This window comes from Stenotrophomonas sp. SAU14A_NAIMI4_5 (assembly GCF_003086795.1).
Taxonomy (GTDB): domain Bacteria; phylum Pseudomonadota; class Gammaproteobacteria; order Xanthomonadales; family Xanthomonadaceae; genus Stenotrophomonas.
The window spans coordinates 3326070-3345073 of the sequence record NZ_CP026003.1 but is presented as its reverse complement, the minus strand read 5'-3'; the positions used below and the strand labels follow the sequence as shown (position 1 = coordinate 3345073).

The following is a 19004-nucleotide window of genomic DNA, read 5'->3' as shown; positions in this document are numbered from 1 at the left end:
AGCCGCCCCTGGATTCAGCCGGCCAGGATGTCTTCGCCGTTCAACTCGGCGATGCCGCGCACCAGCGCATCGATGGCATCGCGCTCGGCCTCATCCAGGCCGGGGTTCCACACGTCGAACAGCAGCACGACGCGGGTTGATTGGCTGCGGTTCCAGGCTTCGTGTTCCCAGGTGTCGTCAAAGCTCACGCAGCGCCCTTCCTGCCAGGCGTGTTCTTCACCGGCCACGCGCAGGGCGCAGTGCTCCGGCACGATCAGCGGCAGGTGGGTGACGATGCGGCTGTTGGTGACCCCGGTATGCGGCAGGATGTGCGAGCCGGGGCCAAGCACCGAGTACAGGGTTTCCGGTGCATGGCCTTCGATGCGTACCAGCGGCACCTGCTCCAGTGCGGCCGCGGTGTGCGGGCAGCGCTGTGCGTTTTCGCTGAAGACCTTGCCGTGGCGATGGAAGAAGAAACCATCCCAGCGCGGCTGCTCGCCATCGCCGCCGAGATAGCTGCCACCGCGCCCGGCACTGGGCTCGCCAAGGAAGGGGGCCAGCAACTGGCGTTCTTCCAGCACTGAAAGCAGTTCCCCGCGCAGCAGCGGGGTGGCGTCCTGCAGCGTCTCGTACCACGGGAACAGCGCAGGGTCGAAATAGCGCGGCGAAGGCAGGCCGGGGATGTACAGGAAGGTGGGCCGCTGCCCGGGACCGGCGGTGGCCAGGCGCAGTTCGCCCAGATAGCCGGCAACGGCCTGTTCGATGCGTTGCAGCGCGCTGCGTCCATGGCGCTGCTGCAGCGGTGCCAGCACCTGCTGCAGGGTATGGCGGCGGCCGTCACGCAGGCTGCGCATGGCATGTTCGACCAGGCGGCGCAGGCCGGGCGGGGTGGTCTGCGCGCTGGTCCAGTGGCCCTGTCGCTGCGCCTGGCTGACCGCCTGGTAGAAGTGGGTAAGGGCAGCGGCGTGTGCACCGCTCTGCTGCAGGCTCAGCGCCAGGTACAGGCGGGCAACGAAGAAGCCCGGGTCCTGCGCCAGCAGCGGTTGCAGATGGGCCAAGGCAGCCTGCCATTGGCCTTGTTCGACCAGGCTCACCGCCAGATTTTTAAGCGTGCCGGCATCATCGGGCGCTGCTGCCAGCGCGCGCTGCAGCAGCCGCTCCGCAGCCGCGTGCTCGCCGCGGGTGCTGTGGCAGCGGGCAATGAAATTCAACGCCTGCACATCTTCCGGCGCGTGCTGCAGCAGCTCACGGAAGCTCTGTTCGGCCGCCGTGGTGTCGCCGTTGCGGGCATGGGCCAGGGCGCGTTCGGTCAGCACGGCAACATCGGACATGGCAGGACTCCGGGTTGGAAGATCAGAAAAGGCAATGGCCCCGTTGCCGGGGCCATTGCTCGGGTCATGCTAGGCCCAGTCTTCTATCAGAAGCGCTGGGTGTAACGCATGTAGTAGAAGCCACCCGGGGTGTCGTACGAGTAGTCGTACGTGTTGGCGAAGGCGCGGCCGGCCAGCGGCGGATCCTTCTGGAACAGGTTCTGCGCACCGATGGCCACCGTAGCGTTCCACGGCAGGTTGTAGCGGGCTTCGGCGTCGTGGTAGACGACCGATTCGATGTGGTTACGCGGATCGCGCACGCCACCCTCACCCAGCTTGTCCGGGTCCGAGCACAGGCCGGCGGCCAGGTGCGCAGCGGTCACGCCCACGCAGCTTTCCGACAGCGAGGAACGGTAACGCATGGTCCAGGTCAGGCCGAAATCGCCGTAGGTCCAGTCGGTGGTCAGGTTCGAGCTCAGGCGCCAGCCCGGGGTGTCCTGGTAGTACTGGCCAACGGCGTTCTCCCAGGCCTCGTCCTTGTTGGCACGCGACTTGTCGGTGGAGACGTAGGCGCTGTCCCAGTTGAACGAGAAGCTGCCCCAACGGGTATCCGGCAGGCGGTAACGGATGCTCAGGTCGTAGCCTTCCACTTCACGTTCTGCCAGGTTGCGCGGCAGCAGGAACATGTTGGTGATGCGGCCGGCGGCGTCACGGACGAAGTAATCAGCCGAGCAGTAGCTGCGGTCGCCATTGGCTGCGACGTAGCACTGGTCCAGGATGAAGTCCGAGGTCGGGGTGCTGATCGCGTTCTCGATGGAGATCTTGTACCAGTCCAGCGAGATGTCGAAGCCCTGCACGAAGCTCGGGCTGTAGACGAAGCCCAGGGTGTAGTTGGTCGCCGTCTCCGGACCCAGGTTTGCGTTGCCGCCTAGGGTGAACGGGAAGATGGTCTGACCGCCGTAGCCCAGGCCAGCGTTGGTCTGCTGCAGGTAGGTCGGCGAAACGCCGCCTGCCACGCAGCGGGCCTGCACTTCTGCGCTGTAGCCGCTCCAGTCGGAGGAGCAGGGATCGCCGAAGTTGATGTAGCTGTCGCTGGCGCCGCGGTACAGGTTGGTGATCGACGGCGCACGGAAGCCCTCGGACCAGTTACCACGCACCATCAGGTCGTTGATCGGCTTCCACTTGAAGCCGAACTTGCTGTTGGTGGTCTGGCCGAAGTTGCTGTAATCCGAGAAGCGCGTTGCGGCGCTCAGTTCCAGCAGCTGTGCACCCGGCAGGTCGGACAGCAGCGGCAGTGCGACTTCCAGGAAGGCATCGTCGAGCGAGTACGAACCCGAGGTGGCCTTGCGGGCGTTACCCGAGGTGTAGCCCGCAGCGACCAGGGCGTCCGGATCGTCGTAGCCGCTTTCCTTGCGGTTTTCAAAGCCCAGCGCGAAGCCGGCCATGCCGCCCGGCAGCTGGAACAGGTCACCGGCCAGGTTGGCGGTGAAGCTCTTGCTCAGGTTCTGGTACTGGTCATGTGCGGTGAACATCACATAGTCCAGCTGCTCCTGGTTGATCGAACCGGGGCTGCTCAGCGGGTTGAGCGGCACGCAGCCTGCGATGACCGCACCCGGCGCGCCGCACTTGATCACGCCGTCGGTGTCCATGAAGGACGGACCGGTGGCCTGGTTCAGGTTGAGCGTGTTCAGATCGCCGCGCATGCGATCGTTCTGGTCGGTACGGCTGTAGCGGTAACCGGCATCCCAGTTGAACGAACGGTCGCCGAAGTTGAACACACCTTCGAAGCCGCCGTAGAAGTGGAAGGTCTTCACGTCCTGGTTGTAGACGCGCGGCTGCTCGACGAAGCGACGGCCGTAATCCAGGTCACGCGCATCGGCGGTGCCCTTGTACGGGTTGAAGTAGCTGTCCTTGTCCAGGCCACGGGTGCCGGCCAGGTAGAAACCTTCGGTCACCGGGAAGCCGGCCAGCAGCTGCTCCGATTCACGCTGGTTGTACAGCGTTTCGGCGCGGGCGGTGACCGAGTCGGTGATGTCGAAGGCACCCTGCACGAACACCGAGCGGCGCTCCGACGGGGTCAGCAGGTAGTTGTCCGAAGCGTAGTTGTAACCATCGCCAGCGGTGGTGTACGGGTGGTAGTCGGCGAGGTTGCGCGAGTCGCCACCATTGTTGATGACGCTCTGGCTGACGTCGTCCAGCGCGGCGAAGAAATCGTCGTCGCTGGCGAACTGGTCACGCCAGATCGGGTTGCCGGCGGCATCGAGCGTCTGCCAGATCACGCCCGAGGACGAGACCGAGCTGCGCTGGGTCAGGCCGAAGGTCGGGTTGCGCGAGATGGCGCGGTCGCGCGCCATGACCGGCTTGTCCTTGCTGTAGGACGCGCTGAACAGGATGTTCGAGCGATCGGTGTTGGCACCGATGGTGAAGTCGTACGAGGTGCGCTGGCCGTCACCTTCGCCCATCTGGCCGACATAGACGCGTGCTTCGGCGCCGTCGTAGTCCTTGCGGGTGATCAGGTTGACCACGCCGCCGATGGCGTCGGAGCCGTAGATCGAGGAGGCGCCATCCTTCAGCACTTCCACGCGCTCGACCGCGGCCACCGGAATGGTGTTCAGGTCGACGGTGGAGTCCAGGGCGGTGACCCAGCGGCGGCCGTTGACCAGCACCAGGGTGCGCGACGCACCGAGGCCACGCAGGTTGACGCCGGAGGAACCGTCGCCGCCGTTGTTGACCTGGGCATTCATCGAGAAGCCGTTGTTGGCGCTGATGTTCTGCAGCAGCTGGCCGACCGAGGTGACACCGGAGTGTTCGATGGTGGCGCGGGTGATGACCAGCACCGGCTGCTGGGTTTCGGTATCCACCGAGCGGATACGCGAACCGGTGACTTCGATGCGGTCGAGGTTGGTGGCGTCCTGCGCCTGGGCGCTGGTTGCCATGGCGGCGCCTGCCACCAGCGCGACGATGATGCCGTCGCGCAGCTTGTTGGACTTCAGGTTCATTGGCTCTCTCTCTCCAAGGGATCTTGGCTGGGTGTGTGCCTGCGCGCGGTGCGGAAAATGCCGCTCCAAAAACGAAGGCTGACCCGATAGTAACTGCCGTAAGCAAAGAATTAAAGCTGTGTTAACAATCCATGTGCTTGCCATATTTGAGCCATAAAAACCATGTGAAACAATTGCTTGCGCGCCTGTTTTTCAAAGTGTGTCGAAACCTGCAGGAAAGTAATCACGCGTTTTTCCGGACTTTGTTTGCCTTATCTGGTGGCTTCGCTGGATATGCAATCGGTTTCAACGTGTCCGGGGCGGCGGCGCTTGACGTATGAAAAAAGCGCCCATGGGGCGCTTTCGGGTCAGCTGGCGGTGGGATGCAACAGGCGCCTGTGCGCTGTGCAGCCGGTCTTACAGATCCTGCTCGTAGCGGACGTACGGCACGGTGCCGTCGTCGTTGCTTTCGTTGCGCGGGGAGAACGGATTCTTGCCGCGGCTGATCACGTTCTCGGCGCCGACGGTCAGCTGGCCCGACCACGGGGTACGCCAGGTGAGGCCGATGCCCAGGCCTTCCCACTTGCCCGGCTTGCCGGGAACGTCGACCACGCGGCCGATGATGCTGCCGGTGAAATTGCCGTAGCCGGCACCCAGGCTCAGGCTCTTGCTGTCCCAGCGGTCGACCAGGGCCGGCGATGCATCGGAGATCGGCACCAGGCGCGCCTTGGCGTAGGTGCCGGCGATGGACACGAAGCCTTCGCGGCCGATGTTGCGCTGGGCGAACACGGTCAGGTCGTTCTGTTCGCCGCGCAGGGCCGGGGTCTTGTTCGGGGAGGCGAGCCAGGCCGGCAGGGTCTCGCGGCTGGTACCGGCGGTGATGCCCAGGCGGTTGTTGCCGCGGTTGAGTGCGGCGGTACCGGTGAGGCGGCGGTTGTTGGCGCCGATGGCGTCATCGTCATCGCCCAGGCTGGCCAGCATGCAGTGGCTGGCCAACCCGCTGATGCTGCTGCCGCTGCTGTTGCTGCACAGCAGGCCCAGCGAATCGCCGGAGGACAGGCCGAAGGCCGCGTCCAGCGAGTTGCGGCCGAAGTGCCAGCGGGCCCCCGCGGCCTGTTCGCCGGTCGGTTCCAGGTACAGCAGGGCCTCGACCTTGCCGCTGCCCTTGTTCCAGACCGGCAACACGGTGCGGGTGTCCTTGCTCTGCGCATGCGCGCCCGTGATCGCGCCAAGGGCGATCAGCAGGGCCAGCGGTAGACGCAGGAAAGTACGCATCGGACCAGTTCAGACAGTGACGGACAACGGAAGTTCCCGCTGGGGCGGGAACTCGATCCTAGGGTGTTTATGAAATCTTAACAAGCCTTGATCCTCCCCAGAACACAAGACCTGCTCATTCATTGAAGTCGTTCAGGTGCCGGTACAGTCCCCTCGGCACCGTGGAACAGTATGCCGAACTCCGTCAACGGAAAGTGATACTCCCGTCCGCAGAATTCGCAGCGGACTTCCACCGCGCCGGTGTCTTCGGCGGCCGCGCGGGCTTCTTCCTCGCCCAGGGAGACCAGCATCGAGGCCACCCGCTCGTGCGAGCAGGAGCAGCCGAAGGCCAGCGGCTTGCTGCCCATCAGTTCCGGCTTTTCCTCATGGAACAGGCGGTGCAGCATCTGCTCGGCCGGGGTGGCCAGCAGTTCGGCCTTGCCCAGCGTGTCGAACAGGGCGCTGGCGCGGGCCCAGCCGTCGTCGTCGCCCTCGTCGCCGGGCAGCTTCTGCAGCAGCAGGCCCACGGCGCCGTTGCGGTCAGCGGCCAGCAGCAGGCGGGTCGGCAGCTGTTCGGACTGGCGGAAGTAGTCCTCGAAGGCCTCATCCAGCGCCGGCGCGGTCAGGCCGACCAGGCTCTGGTAGCGCTGCGGTTCGCGCGGGTCCAGGCCGGGGTTCTCGATGGTGATCGCCAGCAGCGCGTCGCTGCCCAGGCTGGACAGGTCGCGCGGCGCGTCGGCGCCGTCGGCCAGCTGGGCGATGCCGCGCAGGGTGCCGGCGGCGGTGCACTCGGCGAACAGGGTGCGCAGGCCGGTGTTGCTGCGCAGCTGGATGGACAGGCGGCCGTCCACCTTGGTGTGGCCGGTGAACAGGGCCGAGGCCACGCAGGCCTCGCCGAGCAGTTCGGCGGCGTTGTCCGGGTACACGGCATGGGACAGGATTTCCTGCCAGGTGGCCTGCAGTTGCACGTGCACGCCACGGACGCCGGCGTCGGGCAGCAGGAAGCGGATCAGGGAATCGGTTTGGGCGGTCATCGGCTCACATCGCGCGTAAACAGGGGCGGTTGCCGGATAATGCGCCGACAACCAGGCATGAGAAGGATGCACCAGTAATGGGGGCAGGGGGAGAGCAGGACAAGGTGGAGGCCGTGCAGGCCGTGGCGACCACGCCGGCCCGCCGACGCTGGCGCTGGAAGCGGCTGCTGTGGCTGCCGGTACTGTTCGTGGGCTTCAGCTGCCTGCAGGTACTGGTGCTGCGCTTCATCGACCCGCCGCTGTCCACGGTGATGCTGTGGCGCTACGGCGAGGCACTGGGCGAGGGCGACTGGTCCTACCGCCTGCATTACCAGTGGCGCGACCTGGACCAGATGGCGCCGAGCCTGCCGATCTCGCTGGTGGCGGCCGAGGACCAGCGCTTCCCGGAGCACAACGGGTTCGACCTGCAGGCCATCGAAAAGGCGCGTGACCACAACGCCAAGGGCGGGCGCCTGCGCGGGGCCAGCACGATCAGCCAGCAGGTGGCCAAGAACCTGTTCCTCTGGCAGGGCCGCAGCTGGATCCGCAAGGGTCTGGAGGTCTGGTACACGGTGCTGATCGAGGCGTTCTGGCCGAAGGAACGCATCCTGGAGATGTACGCCAACATCGCCGAGTTCGGTGATGGCGTGTACGGCGCGCAGGCGGCGGCGCAGAAATTCTGGGGCAAGGACGCGGCGCGGCTGGCACCGGGTGAAAGCGCCCGGTTGGCGGCGGTGCTGCCGGCGCCGCGGCGGTACAACGCGGCCAAGCCGGGGCCGTACGTGCAGCGGCGGGCGACGTGGATACAGCGGCAGGCCCGGCAGCTGGGCGGGGCGGGGTATCTGGAGGAGTAGCGGTTGATCGTTTCGCGGCGCCTCGTTTTTCCGTGCGTGGAGCCGGAGCAAGGCGACAGGCAGGACACGCCGTAAACCCCCCTCCGGGGTCCGGCCCAGCCGCTGGCGGCTGTGCGTTCGGGCGCTTGCGAAGCAGTGCTTCGCAAGCAAAGCGCCCTCACCCATGGGGGCTCGGTCGGCGCATCCATGCGCCTCACGGTCCTGCCTGCCGCCTTGCTCCGGCTCCGGACAGTTTCCCGCGCGCGCGGAACGAGAGCGGGAATTCAAAAGAAAAAAAAGCAAAAAGCAGAATCAAAAGCTGTGCCAACCAAGGTTGGCATCTACCAGAAGCGGATGATCGGCAGTCAAACGCACCGCGCTCGCGGGAATGTGTCCAGAGGCGGAGGGCATGGCCGTGCAGGACTGTAGGCGCCAAGGATGGCGCCTACGAGCTACATGGACGTATTTACCGCGTGTCCTGCACGGCCATGCCCTCCGCCTCGTGCTCGCATCAGGAAGGCGCTGCTCCCGCCGTTGCCGTTGCTTCAGGCGGGCCGGCGGGCTGCAAGCCCGCCAGCGACGTACAATCCAGGCATGAGCCGCCAACGCCTGACCTTCGTCATCGCCGCCCATAACGAGGAACTGGCGCTGCCCCAGCTGCACCCGCGCCTGTGCGCGGTGCTCGACGCGCTGGACGATGTCGACGGCCACATCCTGTATGTCGATGACGGCAGCACCGACGCCACCTGGGCGGTGATCGAACACCTCGCCCATCCCGACCCGCGTGTCTCGGCCCTGCGGCTGTCGCGCAACTTCGGCAAGGAGGCCGCGTTGACCGCCGGCCTGGACCAGGTGCGCGAAGGCGCTGCGATGATCCTCGATGCCGATGGCCAGGATCCGCCGGAACTGGTGCCGACCTTCGTCGCGCACTGGAAAGAGGGCTATGACAACGTCTACGGCACGCGCAAGGTGCGCGACGGCGAAAGCTGGAGCAAGCGGGCCACGGCGGCCATGTTCTACCGCGTGATCGGCCGCCTGTCGCGCACGCCGATTCCCGCCGACACCGGCGATTTCCGCCTGCTGTCGCCGCGGGCGCTGAGTGCGCTGCGCGAGATGCGCGAGCGCCACCGCTTCATGAAAGGCCTTTTCAGCTGGGTCGGCTTCCGCCGTGTGGCCGTGCCCTACCACCGCCATGCGCGGCTGGCCGGCAACAGCAAGTTCAGCTTCTGGAACCTGTGGAACTTCGCACTGGAAGGCATCACCGGGTTCTCGACCGTGCCGCTGCGGGCGGCCACCTACCTGGGCCTGGTGACCGCCGCGGCGGCGTTCGTGTTCGGCGTCTGGGTGATCATCAAGGCGGCGATGTATGGCGACCGGGTGGCGGGCTGGCCGACGATGATGGCGGTGATCCTGTTCCTGGGCGGCGTGCAGCTCATCGCGCTGGGGCTGATCGGCGAGTACCTGGGCCGCATGTACGAGGAGTCCAAGCAGCGGCCGCTGTACCTGGTTGACGCGTGGCTAGCACCTTCCGTGGCAGACTCGGCCCTGCAACCCACCCTGGGAGGGCAGGCAGATGACGTCGGTACGGCAACTGTTGGACGGCAAGTCCCCTGAAGTACACGCGGTCGCGCCCGGCGCGGCGGTGATCGATGCGATCCGGCTGATGGCCCAGAAGGGCATCGGCGCGGTGCTGGTGATGGAGGGGCCGCGACTGGTCGGCATCCTGTCCGAGCGCGATTACGCGCGCAAGATCGTGCTGCACGATCGTTCCTCGCGCGATACGGCGGTGTCCGAGATCATGACGGCGAAGGTGGTGACGGTGTCGCCGGGTGAGCAGGTGGAACATTGCCTGCAGCTGGTGACCGACTACCGCATCCGCCACCTGCCGGTGGTGGAAAGCGGGTCGGTGTTGGGGGTGATCTCCATCGGCGATCTGGTGAAGGCGGTGATCGACGCGCAGCGGCGGGAGTTGGATCAGCTGCAGCAGTACATCGTAGCCGGGTGAGCTTTTCGCTGGCGGGCTTGCAGCCCGCCGGCCCGCCAACAGCAACAACAACTGCAGAAGCAGAAGCAGCGCCTTCCTGATGCGTGGGGAGGCGGAGGGCATGGCCGTGCAGGACACGCCGTAAACCCATCCATGGGGGCTCGGTCGGCGCATCCATGCGCCTCACGGTCCTGCACGGCCATGCCCTCCGCCTCTGGACACGTTCCTGCGAGCGCGGTGCGTTTCAGCGCCGATCATCCGCTTCTGGTAGCTGCCAACTTGGTTGGCACCGCTTTTGATTCTGCTTTTCGCTTTTTTCTTTTGAATTTCCTCTCTCGTTCCGCGCGCGCAGGAAACTGTCAGGAGGCGGAGGGCTATCGCAGGCAGGACCGTAGGCGCCAAGGATGGCGCCTACGAGCTACATGGACGTATTTACCGCGTGTCCTGCCTGCGATAGCCCTCCGCCTCACCCCATGAACCGGAAGGGGCCGCGAACAACTGCTTTTACTTCGCGTACTGCCCACCGCAGTTGGCATCCTTGCCCGGCCCCGGTTCAATCGTGGCCAGGAGCGCTGCCGGCGGGGCGATGCTTCCCAGCGCCAACGCCACCGCGCCGCGCAGGCCGAGTGCCTTGAAATCCGGTCGGAACGACGGATCCTTGAAGGTGCCGCCGATGCGCAGTGGCGAGCGCAGCACCAGGATGCTCTTGTCCTTCGGACGCGGCTTCAGCAGCAGGTCCATCCGCTCATCGCGCAGGCTCACCGTACCTTCGCCGATGATGATGGTGTCGGTGGTGTCCACCGCCAACGCACGGCTGGTCATCAGGCCATCGCGCACGCCGAAATCGGCGAAGGCGCAGCGCAGCGGAATCTGCCGGTCACCGGTGAACAGGAATTTCAGCGACTCGGTGATGTCCAGGCCGGCCAGCTCCATCACCAGGTTGCCGACATGGCCACGGCCCATCGCCACGCCGACATCGCCGCTGCTGCCGCCGAGCATGGCGGCAATGGAGTTGCCGCGGCCGGTCAGGTCGATCTGGCCGCTGATGCCACCCTTGGCCTGCTCGGCCAGCTTCGCATCGGGGAACAGCTGGCCCAGCTGCACGCCGCGCACGCTGGCTTTCAGTGCGGTGGAAATCTGCGGTTGGCGTGCGTCCATGCGGATGGTGCTGCGGATGTCACCGCCGGCCACACCGAAGTTCAGCGGGTCCAGCCGCAGCACGCCATCGTCCAGCAACAGGTGCGCGTCCATGTCGTCCAGCGGCAGCGAGGGCGCGTTGATGCGGTGGGCCTTCCAGCGCACGTCGGCATCCATCGCGCGCAGCTTGCCCAGGTTGTACGGGGTGTCGGGCAGCACGCGCGGGCTGGCGGCGACCTGTGCGGCCTGCGCCTTCTGCTCGGCATTGGCGGTCTCGCCGCCGCCGGTCTTCGGCGGGGCACCGACGAAGCCGGCGAGGTCGTCGAAATCGAGCCGGCGCGATTCCAGCGTGGCGGTCAGGCGCGGGCGGTCGCGGCCCACTTCGAACTGCAGGTTGCCGCCCAGGTCGCTGTCGCCGACCTTGCCGGTGAACCCTTCGTAGCGCCACAGGTTGTGGTCGCGCTTGAGCCGGCCATCGAGCGCATAGGGCGGCGAGGGCGGGATGGCGATGCCCAGCAGCGGGTAGAGGTCGGCCAGATCCTGGCCACTGAGCGCGAACTGCAGGTCGAACACCTGCAGCGCGAACGGGTTGGTCAGCGTGCCGGTGGCAACAGCATGGGTACTGCCGGCACGGCCATCGAGGTGGATGCGGAACGGGTGCTCACTGTCGGTCAGCTGCAGCGGTGATTCGGTGCCGCCGCTGAGGGTGAACGGATTGCCCTGCCAACGGCCCTGGCCTTTCACAAGCAGGGGCGGAGCGGCGTCGGCCTGTTTCGGTTCGCCACTGCGCACGCCGACGCGGATGTCGGTGCGGCCCAAGGCGTCCAGGTACTGCAGGCGCCCGTCATCGATGCGCAGGCCCTTCAGCTGCAGCGAGCTTTTGCCATCGCTGGCCGGCAGGAAATCCCAGTTGCCGGCCTCGCCCTTGCGCGGGGCGGCTTCCAGCAGCACGTCGGGGCGGGTCAGGCGTACTTCCGGCAACTGGATGCTGCCACGGAGCAGGGGCCAGACGCGGACGTCGATCTCCACGCGGTCGGCATTGGCCATGGTGGCCTGCTTCGACCACGAGGCATTGGCGAAGGTGATCGCATCGGCGCGGATGGTGCTGGTGCGGCCGAGGTCGACATTCAGGTGGCCGATGTGCAGGACGCGGCCGGTGCGGGCCTGCACCGCGCGTTCCACCGGCCCCTTGAACCAGTTCCAGTCCCACAGCGCGATGAGGATGAGCAGTGCGGCCAGCAGGAACACCAGCACGGCCAGCCAGCGCTGGCCACGTGGGCCGGGGCGGCGGAGGCGCCAGCGCGAGGCGCGCGGTGCAGCAGGGACAGGGGCAGGGGCAGCATTCACGCTGCCATGGTTGCCCCATCCGGGTGGACGGGGCGCGAAGCGCTCATGCGCATGGTGTGCACATGGGCGCCCGCCGGCAGGGTTACAGGACCTGCATGGTCACCGCGACGAAGTGGCAGACGCTGCCGCCGATCACGAACAGATGCCAGATTGCGTGCGAATAGGGGATCGATTCGCGATGGTAGAAGTAGGTGCCCAGCGTGTAGGACAGGCCGCCGGCGAACAGCCAGGCCAGGGTCCCGCCGTCGATGGAGGCCCACATGGGCTTGATCGCCACGATCACCAGCCAGCCCATCGCGATGTAGATGCCGGTGGAAAGCGCCTTGAAGCGGCCGGTATAGAACAGCTTGAACACCACGCCGCCCAAGGCCAGCGCCCAGATGGCGGTAAACAGGCCCCAGCCCCAGGGGCCGCGCAGGCCGATCAGGGTGAACGGGGTGTAGGTGCCGGCAATCAGCACGTAGATCGCGCAGTGGTCGAAGACCTTCAGCCGGCCCTTGGCCAGCGGATGCTGGATGGCGTGGTACAGGGTGGAGGCCGTGTACAGCAGCAGCAGGGCGATACCGAACACGATGGCGCTGGCAAGCTGCCAGCCGTCGCCGTAGATGGCGGCCAGGGTGATCAGGACAGCGCTGGCGGCCAGCGCGAACACGGCGCCGAGCCCGTGGGTCAGGGCGCTGGCGATTTCTTCACGGATGGAGGCAGCAGTCGTGGAGGACATGGTGATGACGTGGTTCGCGGGGAGGGGGACCCGCGGCCCCCCTATCATCGCCGCGATGGCGGGCGCTTGCACCCCCGTCACCGTATGGGGGATGAATCCGCGCCCCCTCCACGCGACGGGGTCAGAGCCCTTTCCTGCGGAAAGGGATCCGACCCCGCAGTTTCAGCCCGCCGGGACGGTGTGCGCCGCTTCGCGGGTGGCCGAGAAGCGCACGTCCGGCGAGCGTTCCTGGGCCAGCTGCAGGTTCACCCGGGTCGGGGCCAGGTAGACCAGGTGGCCGGCGGCGTCCAGGGCCAGGTTCAGCGCGTTCTTCTCGCGGAACTCTTCCAGCTTCTTCTCGTTGCTGCAGTGGACCCAGCGTGCGGTGGAGACGCTGACCTGCTCGAAGGTCGCTTCCACGCCGTATTCGTCCTTCAGGCGGTAGGCGGCCACGTCGAACTGCAGCACACCCACCGCACCCAGGATCAGGTCGTTGCTGGTGAGCGGGCGGAAGAACTGGGTCGCACCTTCCTCGGACAGCTGGGCCAGGCCCTTCTGCAGCTGCTTGAGCTTGAGCGGATCGCGCAGGCGCGCGCGGCGGAACAGTTCCGGGGCGAAGTTGGGGATGCCGGTGAAGGTGACCGCTTCGCCTTCGGTGAAGGTATCGCCGATGGAGATGGTGCCGTGGTTGTGGATGCCGATGACATCGCCCGGCCACGCTTCGGCCGCGATCTCGCGGTCGCTGGCCATGAAGGTCAGTGCGTTGGCCAGCTTCATGTCCTTGCCGGTACGCACGTGGAAGGTCTTCATGCCGGCGCTGAAACGGCCCGAGCAGATGCGCATGAACGCCACGCGGTCGCGGTGCTGCGGATCCATGTTGGCCTGGATCTTGAACACGAAGCCGCTGAGCTTGTTCTCTTCCGGCGCGATGATGCGGCCGGTGGTGGTGCGCGCCTGCGGCGGCGGGGCGTGCTCGACGAAGAAGTCCAGCAGCGGCTGCACGCCGAAGTTGTTCACGCCCGAGCCGAAGAACACCGGGGTCTGCTTGCCGGCGCGGTAGGCGTCCAGGTCGAACGGGTGGCTGGCGCCCTGCACCAGTTCCAGTTCGTCGCGCAGTTCGGCCAGCATCTGTGCACCGATCTTCTCGGCCAGGCCGGGCGCATCGATGGACGGGAAGATGGTCGAATCCTGGCGGGTGAAGTTGCGGCCCGGTTCGTACAGGTGCACTTCGCCGGTGAGCAGGTGGACCACGCCCTTCAGGCGCTGGCCCATGCCGATCGGCCAGGTGACCGGGGCGCACTGGATGCCCAGCACGGTTTCCACTTCATCCAGCAGCTCGATCGGGTCCTTGCCCTCGCGGTCGAGCTTGTTGATGAAGGTCATGATCGGGGTGTCGCGCAGGCGGCAGACTTCCATCAGCTTGATGGTGCGCTCTTCCACGCCCTTGGCCACGTCGATCACCATCAGCGCCGAGTCCACCGCGGTCAGCACGCGGTAGGTGTCCTCGCCGAAATCGGCGTGGCCGGGGGTGTCGAGCAGGTTGACGATCTTGCCTTCGTACGGGAACTGCATCACCGAGGAGGTGACGGAGATGCCGCGCTCCTTTTCCAGCGCCATCCAGTCGGACGTCGCGTGGCGGGCGGCCTTGCGGCCCTTCACCGAACCGGCCATCTGGATCGCACCGCCGAACAGCAGCAGCTTTTCGGTCAGCGTGGTCTTGCCGGCGTCAGGGTGGGAAATGATGGCGAAGGTGCGGCGACGCGACGCTTCGTTGGCGACTTCGGACATGGCAGTGGCGCCCGCCCGGGGCGCTTTTCAAAGAGATAAGCGCCCGATTATACCGGCCGGGGCCGGTCAGCGCCCGATGCCACCGTCGGCGTCGCCCTGGCGGGCGAACTGCAGCTGGCCCTGCGCGGTGAAAATGCGCACCGGCACCGAGCGCAGGCCCATGCCACGGTTGACCTGGACCACGAAGTGCAGGTGCGGGGCGGTGCTGTAGCCGCTGTTGCCGGACAGGCCGATCGGCTGCCCAGCCTGCACCGCCTGGCCCGGGCGCACGCGCATGCCGCCGGCCTGCAGGTGGCCATACAGCGCCATGCTGCCGTCGCTGTGCAGGATGCGGATGAAGTTGGCGCGGCCGGCATCGCGTTCGCGGTCCTGGCCATTGGCCTTGAACCCATCCTGCACCTGCATCACCGTGCCCTCGCGCGCGGCCATCACCAGGGTGGCCTCGGGCAGGGCGAAATCCACCGCGTCGCGGTTCTCTTCGTCCTGGTGGCTGAAGCGGCCGTTCGGGGCCTGGTCCACGCGCAGCTGCGGTGCTTCGAACGGCAGCCGGTAGGCCACGTCCTCGGCCTGCGCGGCAGGATTGCCCGGCACCGACTGCAGGCGCACGTCCAGGCTGCGTCCCTCCGTGGGGGCGGGCAGGTGGCCGATCACCAGGCTGCCACCGCCCTGGACCAGTGAACGCACCGGCAGGCCTTCGATGGCGCCACCGGGCGCCGGCCGCAGTTCGATCTGCACCGGGCCGGCCAAGGGGTTGTCGATGCGCGCCTGCCATTGCCCGCCCATCGCCTGCAGGCGCAGCTGGGTGGTCGGCGCGGCCTGCGGGGCGTCGTCGCCGGCCGCAGCGGTGCCGGGCTTCGGCACCAGTCCCCAGCCCTGGCGCCAGTCGCTGGCGTGGACGGTTGCGCTGGCCAGCAGGGGCAGCAGCAGGCAGGACAGGGGCAGGCGGGGCATCGACGGATCCAGCGGAAAGGGCGCTGGGGACTGTATCGGATCCTGAACACGGGGACCGGGCGCAGTTCCCGGAATGGCGGTTCATTTATTCCATCGCTTTATCCGCATGAAGGGATTGACAGTGGCGAAAAGGGCTGGCATCGTGGTTCCACCATCGAGACCGGCAGAGGGACAGGCCCTTTGAAGCCGGGGCAGCCCGCAGACGCGAAAGCGTCCGCGTAGGTGCCAAATCCTGCGGGGACCGTGGCGTCCACCGAAAGATGGTTCGAACCATGCACCGCACGTGCATCTCGAACGCGAGCCCCGCGAAGGCTCGATGGCCGATTCCCCACACGGATCCCGCCATGAGCTTCGCCCCCAGCACCGCCGCCCGCCCCGAATCCTTTGTCCCCGTCAGCGTGCCGGTCGATGACCGCGTGCATGCCGAGCGCGGCGAGTTCGCCGCCGTGCTGTCGATGCGCCACGCCGGGGCCAGCCCGGTGCGCCTGCGCTACGAGTGGGTGGGGCCGGCCAACGCGCCGGTGGTGGTGCTGGCCGGTGGCATCTCCGCCCATCGCCACGTCGCCTCCAATGCACAGTTCAGCGAGAAAGGCTGGGCCGAAGGCCTGGTCGGCAGCGGCCGCGCGCTGGATCCGCAGCAGCTGCGCGTGCTGGCCTTCGATTTCATCGGTGCCGATGGCGCGCTGGACGTGCCGATCGATACCGCCGACCAGGCCGATGCGCTGGCGCTGCTGCTGGACCATCTCGGCATCCGCGTGCTGAAGGCCTTCGTCGGCTATTCCTATGGCGCGCTGGTCGGCCAGCAGTTCGCGATCCGCCACCGCAGCCGCGTGCGCCAGCTGGTGCTGGCCAGCGGCGCGCACCGCCCACACCCGTATGCCGCCGCCTGGCGCGCGCTGCAGCGCCGTGCCGTTGCGCTGGGCCAGCTGCAGTGCGGCGAAGACCACGGCCTGGCCCTGGCCCGGCAGTTCGCCATGCTCAGCTACCGCACCCCGGAAGAATTCGGCGAGCGTTTCGACGCGGCGCCGGAAGTGGTCAACGGCCGCGTGCGCGTGGCCGCCGAAGACTACCTCGATGCCGCCGGTGCGCAGTACGTGGCGCGTACGCCGGTGACCGCCTACCTGCGGCTGTCCGAATCGATCGACCTGCACCGCGTGGACCCCGCCGCCATCCTGCCGCCCACCGTGGTGGTGGCCGTGGAAGGTGACCGCCTGGTGCCGCTGGCCGACCTGGTCGGCCTGGTCGAAGGGCTGGGCCCGCGCGGCAGCCTGCGCGTGCTGCGCTCGCCCTACGGCCACGACGCCTTCCTCAAAGAAACCGATCGCATCGACGCGATCCTCGCTACCGCCTTCCGCACTTCTGGAGAGTCCGCATGAGCCTGTACGCCAACGAGCCGTCCTGTAGCCGCACCACTGCCGCTGTCCGCGCCGGCATCGACCGCGACACCGCCCACGGTGCGGTCACCCCGCCGATCGTGCTGTCGTCCAATTTCAGCTTCGATGGCTTCGGCAACAAGCGGCAGTACGACTACACGCGCAGCGGCAACCCGACCCGCGACCTGCTGGGCGAAGCACTGGCCGAACTGGAAGGCGGCGCTGGCGGCGTCATCACCGCCACCGGCATGGGCGCGATCAACCTGGTGCTGAACGCACTGCTGGAGCCGGGCGATACCCTGGTGGTGCCGCACGATGCGTACGGTGGCAGCTGGCGCCTGTTCAATGCACTGGCCAGGAAGGGCCACTTCACCCTGGTCACCGCCGACCTCACCGACCCGCGTGCGCTGGCCCAGGCGCTGGCCAGCCAGCCGAAGCTGGTGCTGGTGGAAACGCCGTCCAACCCGCTGCTGCGCATCACCGACCTGCGCTTCGTCATCGATGCCGCGCACAAGGCCGGTGCGCGGGTGGTGGTGGACAACACCTTCCTGTCGCCGGCCCTGCAGCAGCCGCTGTCGTTCGGTGCCGACGTGGTGCTGCATTCGACCACCAAGTACATCAACGGCCACAGTGACGTGGTCGGCGGCGCAGTGATCGCGCGCGACCCGGCGGTGCACGAGCAGCTGGTGTGGTGGGGCAACGCGCTGGGCCTGACTGGTTCGCCGTTCGATGCCTTCCTGACCCTGCGCGGCCTGCGCACCCTGGATGCACGCCTGCGCGCGCACCAGGAGAACACCGCCTCGATCGTGGCCCTGCTGGATGCGCATCCGGCCGTGGCACGCGTCTATTACCCCGGCCTGGCCGACCATCCCGGCCACGCCATCGCCGCGCGCCAGCAGAGCGGCTTCGGCGCCATGCTGTCCTTCGAACTGGCGGCCTGCGAAGGTGAGGATCCGCATGCGGCGGTGCGCGCCTTCGTCGATGGCCTGCGCTACTTCACCCTGGCCGAATCGCTGGGCGGCGTCGAAAGCCTGGTCGCGCACCCGGCCACCATGACCCATGCGGCGATGACCGCCGAAGCACGTGCTGCCGCTGGCATCAGCGAAGGCCTGCTGCGCCTGTCGGTGGGCATCGAAGCCGAGCGTGACCTGCTGGCCGACCTCGACGCCGCGCTGCAGCGCGCCGAAGCGGTGATCGGCGCTGGCGTGCGCCGCAAACAGGTGGTGGATGCATGAGCGCGCTGGCTGCTGACATTCCCGCGCTGGGCGGTGGCCGCCTGGCCCTGCTCGGCACCGGCACGGTGGGCACGGCCTTCGTGCAGCGCTACCAGGCGCTGCAGGCGCGCGGGCTGGACCTGCCCAGCGTGCAGTGGCTGGCCAATTCGCGCACGGCGCTGGCCATCGACCGCGATCTGGCGCTGCCGCTGGAACTGGCCCGACGCGCGCCGCGTGACGGGCAGAGCTCGCCACCGTGGGCCAGCACCGAAGGGCTGGAACGCGGCGACGTGGTGGTCGATGCCACCGCCAGCGAGGACGTGGCCGCACGCCACGTGCAGTGGCTGGCCCGCGGCGTGCACGTGGTGACGGCCAACAAGCTGGGCCGCGGTGCGCAGCTGGCGCGCGCGCAGGCCATCGCCGAAAGCTGCGCCGACAGCGGTGCGCGCTACGGTGACAGCGCCACCGTGGGGGCCGGCCTGCCGTTGCTGAGCAGCCTGCGTGCGCTGGTGGCTGGCGGCGACCACATCCATGCGATCGAAGGCGTGCTGTCCGGATCGCTGGCCTGGCTGTTCCATCGCTATGACGGCCGTTCACCGTTTTCGCTGGCGGTGCGCGAAGCGCTGGACGCCGGCTATACCGAGCCCGATCCGCGCGTGGACCTGTCCGGCGAGGACGTACGGCGCAAGCTGCTGATCCTGGCCCGCAGCAGCGGGCTGGCGCTGGATGCGGCGCAGGTGCAGGTGGAGTCGCTGGTGCCGGCGGCGCTGGCAGACGTGCCGCTGGCTGATGCGTTGGCCGCGCTGGAACAACTGGATGCGCCGCTGCAGGCGCGCTGGCAGCAGGCACACGCGCAAGGCCGGGTGCTGCGTTTCGTTGGCCGTGTCGATGCCGGTGGGGCACAGGTGGGACTGCGTGAGCTGCCCGCCGATCATCCGCTGGCACAGGGGGCGGGCACCGACAACCGCGTGGCCATCCACAGCGATCGCTACCGCCAGCAGCCGCTGCTGATCCAGGGCCCGGGCGCCGGTGCGGAAGTCACCGCTGCGGCGCTGCTGGATGACGTGCTGCGGATTGCGGGCTGACGGCCTGCCGCTGCGCTCGCCGGGCATGGCCCGGCGCTACCGTCCATGTCCGCCGGAC

14 protein-coding genes and 1 riboswitch are annotated in these 19004 nt (G+C 67.6%); of the genes, 6 read left to right on the top strand and 8 right to left on the bottom strand.

Annotated features, from left to right (window positions below; all coding sequences use genetic code 11):
- Positions 1-14: 14 nt before the first annotated feature.
- The 4 genes from C1925_RS15550 to C1925_RS15535 all read right to left on the bottom strand — a co-directional run bounded on the left by C1925_RS15550 (position 15) and on the right by C1925_RS15535 (position 6555).
- Complete coding sequence (locus C1925_RS15550) at positions 15-1310, bottom strand: aspartyl/asparaginyl beta-hydroxylase domain-containing protein (RefSeq protein ID WP_108769668.1); 1296 nt, start codon at positions 1308-1310, stop codon at positions 15-17.
- 86 nt (positions 1311-1396) lie between these two features.
- Entirely contained in the window at positions 1397-4288 is a 2892-nt protein-coding gene (locus tag C1925_RS15545; RefSeq protein WP_108769667.1) for a TonB-dependent receptor, read from the bottom strand.
- Between the two features lie 396 nt (positions 4289-4684).
- Entirely contained in the window at positions 4685-5542 is an 858-nt protein-coding gene (locus C1925_RS15540) for a hypothetical protein (protein WP_108769666.1), read from the bottom strand.
- A gap of 119 nt (positions 5543-5661) precedes the next feature.
- The gene (locus C1925_RS15535; protein ID WP_108769665.1) at positions 5662-6555 is read right to left on the bottom strand and encodes an Hsp33 family molecular chaperone HslO; all 894 of its coding nucleotides are present in this window, start codon (positions 6553-6555) and stop codon (positions 5662-5664) included.
- A gap of 77 nt (positions 6556-6632) precedes the next feature.
- On the opposite strand from C1925_RS15535, the gene mtgA reads away from it, so the two are divergent.
- From mtgA to C1925_RS15520, 3 genes are all read left to right on the top strand, one after another.
- Positions 6633-7388 (top strand): monofunctional biosynthetic peptidoglycan transglycosylase, encoded by a 756-nt coding sequence (gene mtgA, locus C1925_RS15530; RefSeq protein ID WP_108769664.1) that lies wholly within the window; start codon positions 6633-6635, stop codon positions 7386-7388.
- A gap of 573 nt (positions 7389-7961) precedes the next feature.
- On the top strand, positions 7962-8981 hold the full coding sequence (locus tag C1925_RS15525; protein ID WP_108769663.1) for a glycosyltransferase family 2 protein: 1020 nt from the start codon (positions 7962-7964) through the stop codon (positions 8979-8981).
- Complete coding sequence (locus tag C1925_RS15520; RefSeq protein WP_108769662.1) at positions 8941-9372, top strand: CBS domain-containing protein; 432 nt, start codon at positions 8941-8943, stop codon at positions 9370-9372. The genes C1925_RS15525 and C1925_RS15520 overlap by 41 nt, the downstream gene beginning before the upstream one ends.
- 483 nt (positions 9373-9855) lie before the next feature.
- Here C1925_RS15520 and C1925_RS15515 read toward each other — a convergent pair whose 3' ends face one another.
- The 4 genes from C1925_RS15515 to C1925_RS15500 all read right to left on the bottom strand — a co-directional run bounded on the left by C1925_RS15515 (position 9856) and on the right by C1925_RS15500 (position 15274).
- Entirely contained in the window at positions 9856-11835 is a 1980-nt protein-coding gene (locus C1925_RS15515; protein ID WP_108769661.1) for an AsmA family protein, read from the bottom strand.
- Between the two features lie 82 nt (positions 11836-11917).
- Positions 11918-12556, bottom strand: coding sequence for a hemolysin III family protein (locus C1925_RS15510; RefSeq protein WP_108769660.1), 639 nt, complete (start codon positions 12554-12556; stop codon positions 11918-11920).
- A 162-nt stretch (positions 12557-12718) separates the two neighbouring features.
- A complete protein-coding gene (locus tag C1925_RS15505) occupies positions 12719-14323 on the bottom strand; it encodes a peptide chain release factor 3 (RefSeq protein ID WP_108769659.1) in 1605 nt (534 codons plus the stop codon).
- Positions 14324-14389: 66 nt separating this feature from the next.
- The gene (locus C1925_RS15500; RefSeq protein WP_108769658.1) at positions 14390-15274 is read right to left on the bottom strand and encodes a M23 family metallopeptidase; all 885 of its coding nucleotides are present in this window, start codon (positions 15272-15274) and stop codon (positions 14390-14392) included.
- 148 nt (positions 15275-15422) lie between these two features.
- Positions 15423-15541: riboswitch (SAM riboswitch) on the top strand.
- Positions 15542-15618: 77 nt separating this feature from the next.
- On the opposite strand from C1925_RS15500, the gene C1925_RS15495 reads away from it, so the two are divergent.
- From C1925_RS15495 to C1925_RS15485, 3 genes are read left to right on the top strand one after another with little or no spacing between them, the layout of a single operon-like run.
- Positions 15619-16650, top strand: coding sequence for a homoserine O-succinyltransferase (locus tag C1925_RS15495; protein ID WP_108769657.1), 1032 nt, complete (start codon positions 15619-15621; stop codon positions 16648-16650).
- Complete coding sequence (locus C1925_RS15490) at positions 16647-17882, top strand: O-succinylhomoserine (thiol)-lyase (RefSeq protein ID WP_108769656.1); 1236 nt, start codon at positions 16647-16649, stop codon at positions 17880-17882. Before C1925_RS15495 ends, C1925_RS15490 begins: the two co-directional genes overlap by 4 nt.
- Positions 17879-18946, top strand: a complete 1068-nt coding sequence (locus tag C1925_RS15485) for a homoserine dehydrogenase (RefSeq protein WP_108769655.1) — start codon at positions 17879-17881, stop codon at positions 18944-18946. Before C1925_RS15490 ends, C1925_RS15485 begins: the two co-directional genes overlap by 4 nt.
- Positions 18947-19004 lie beyond the last annotated feature (58 nt).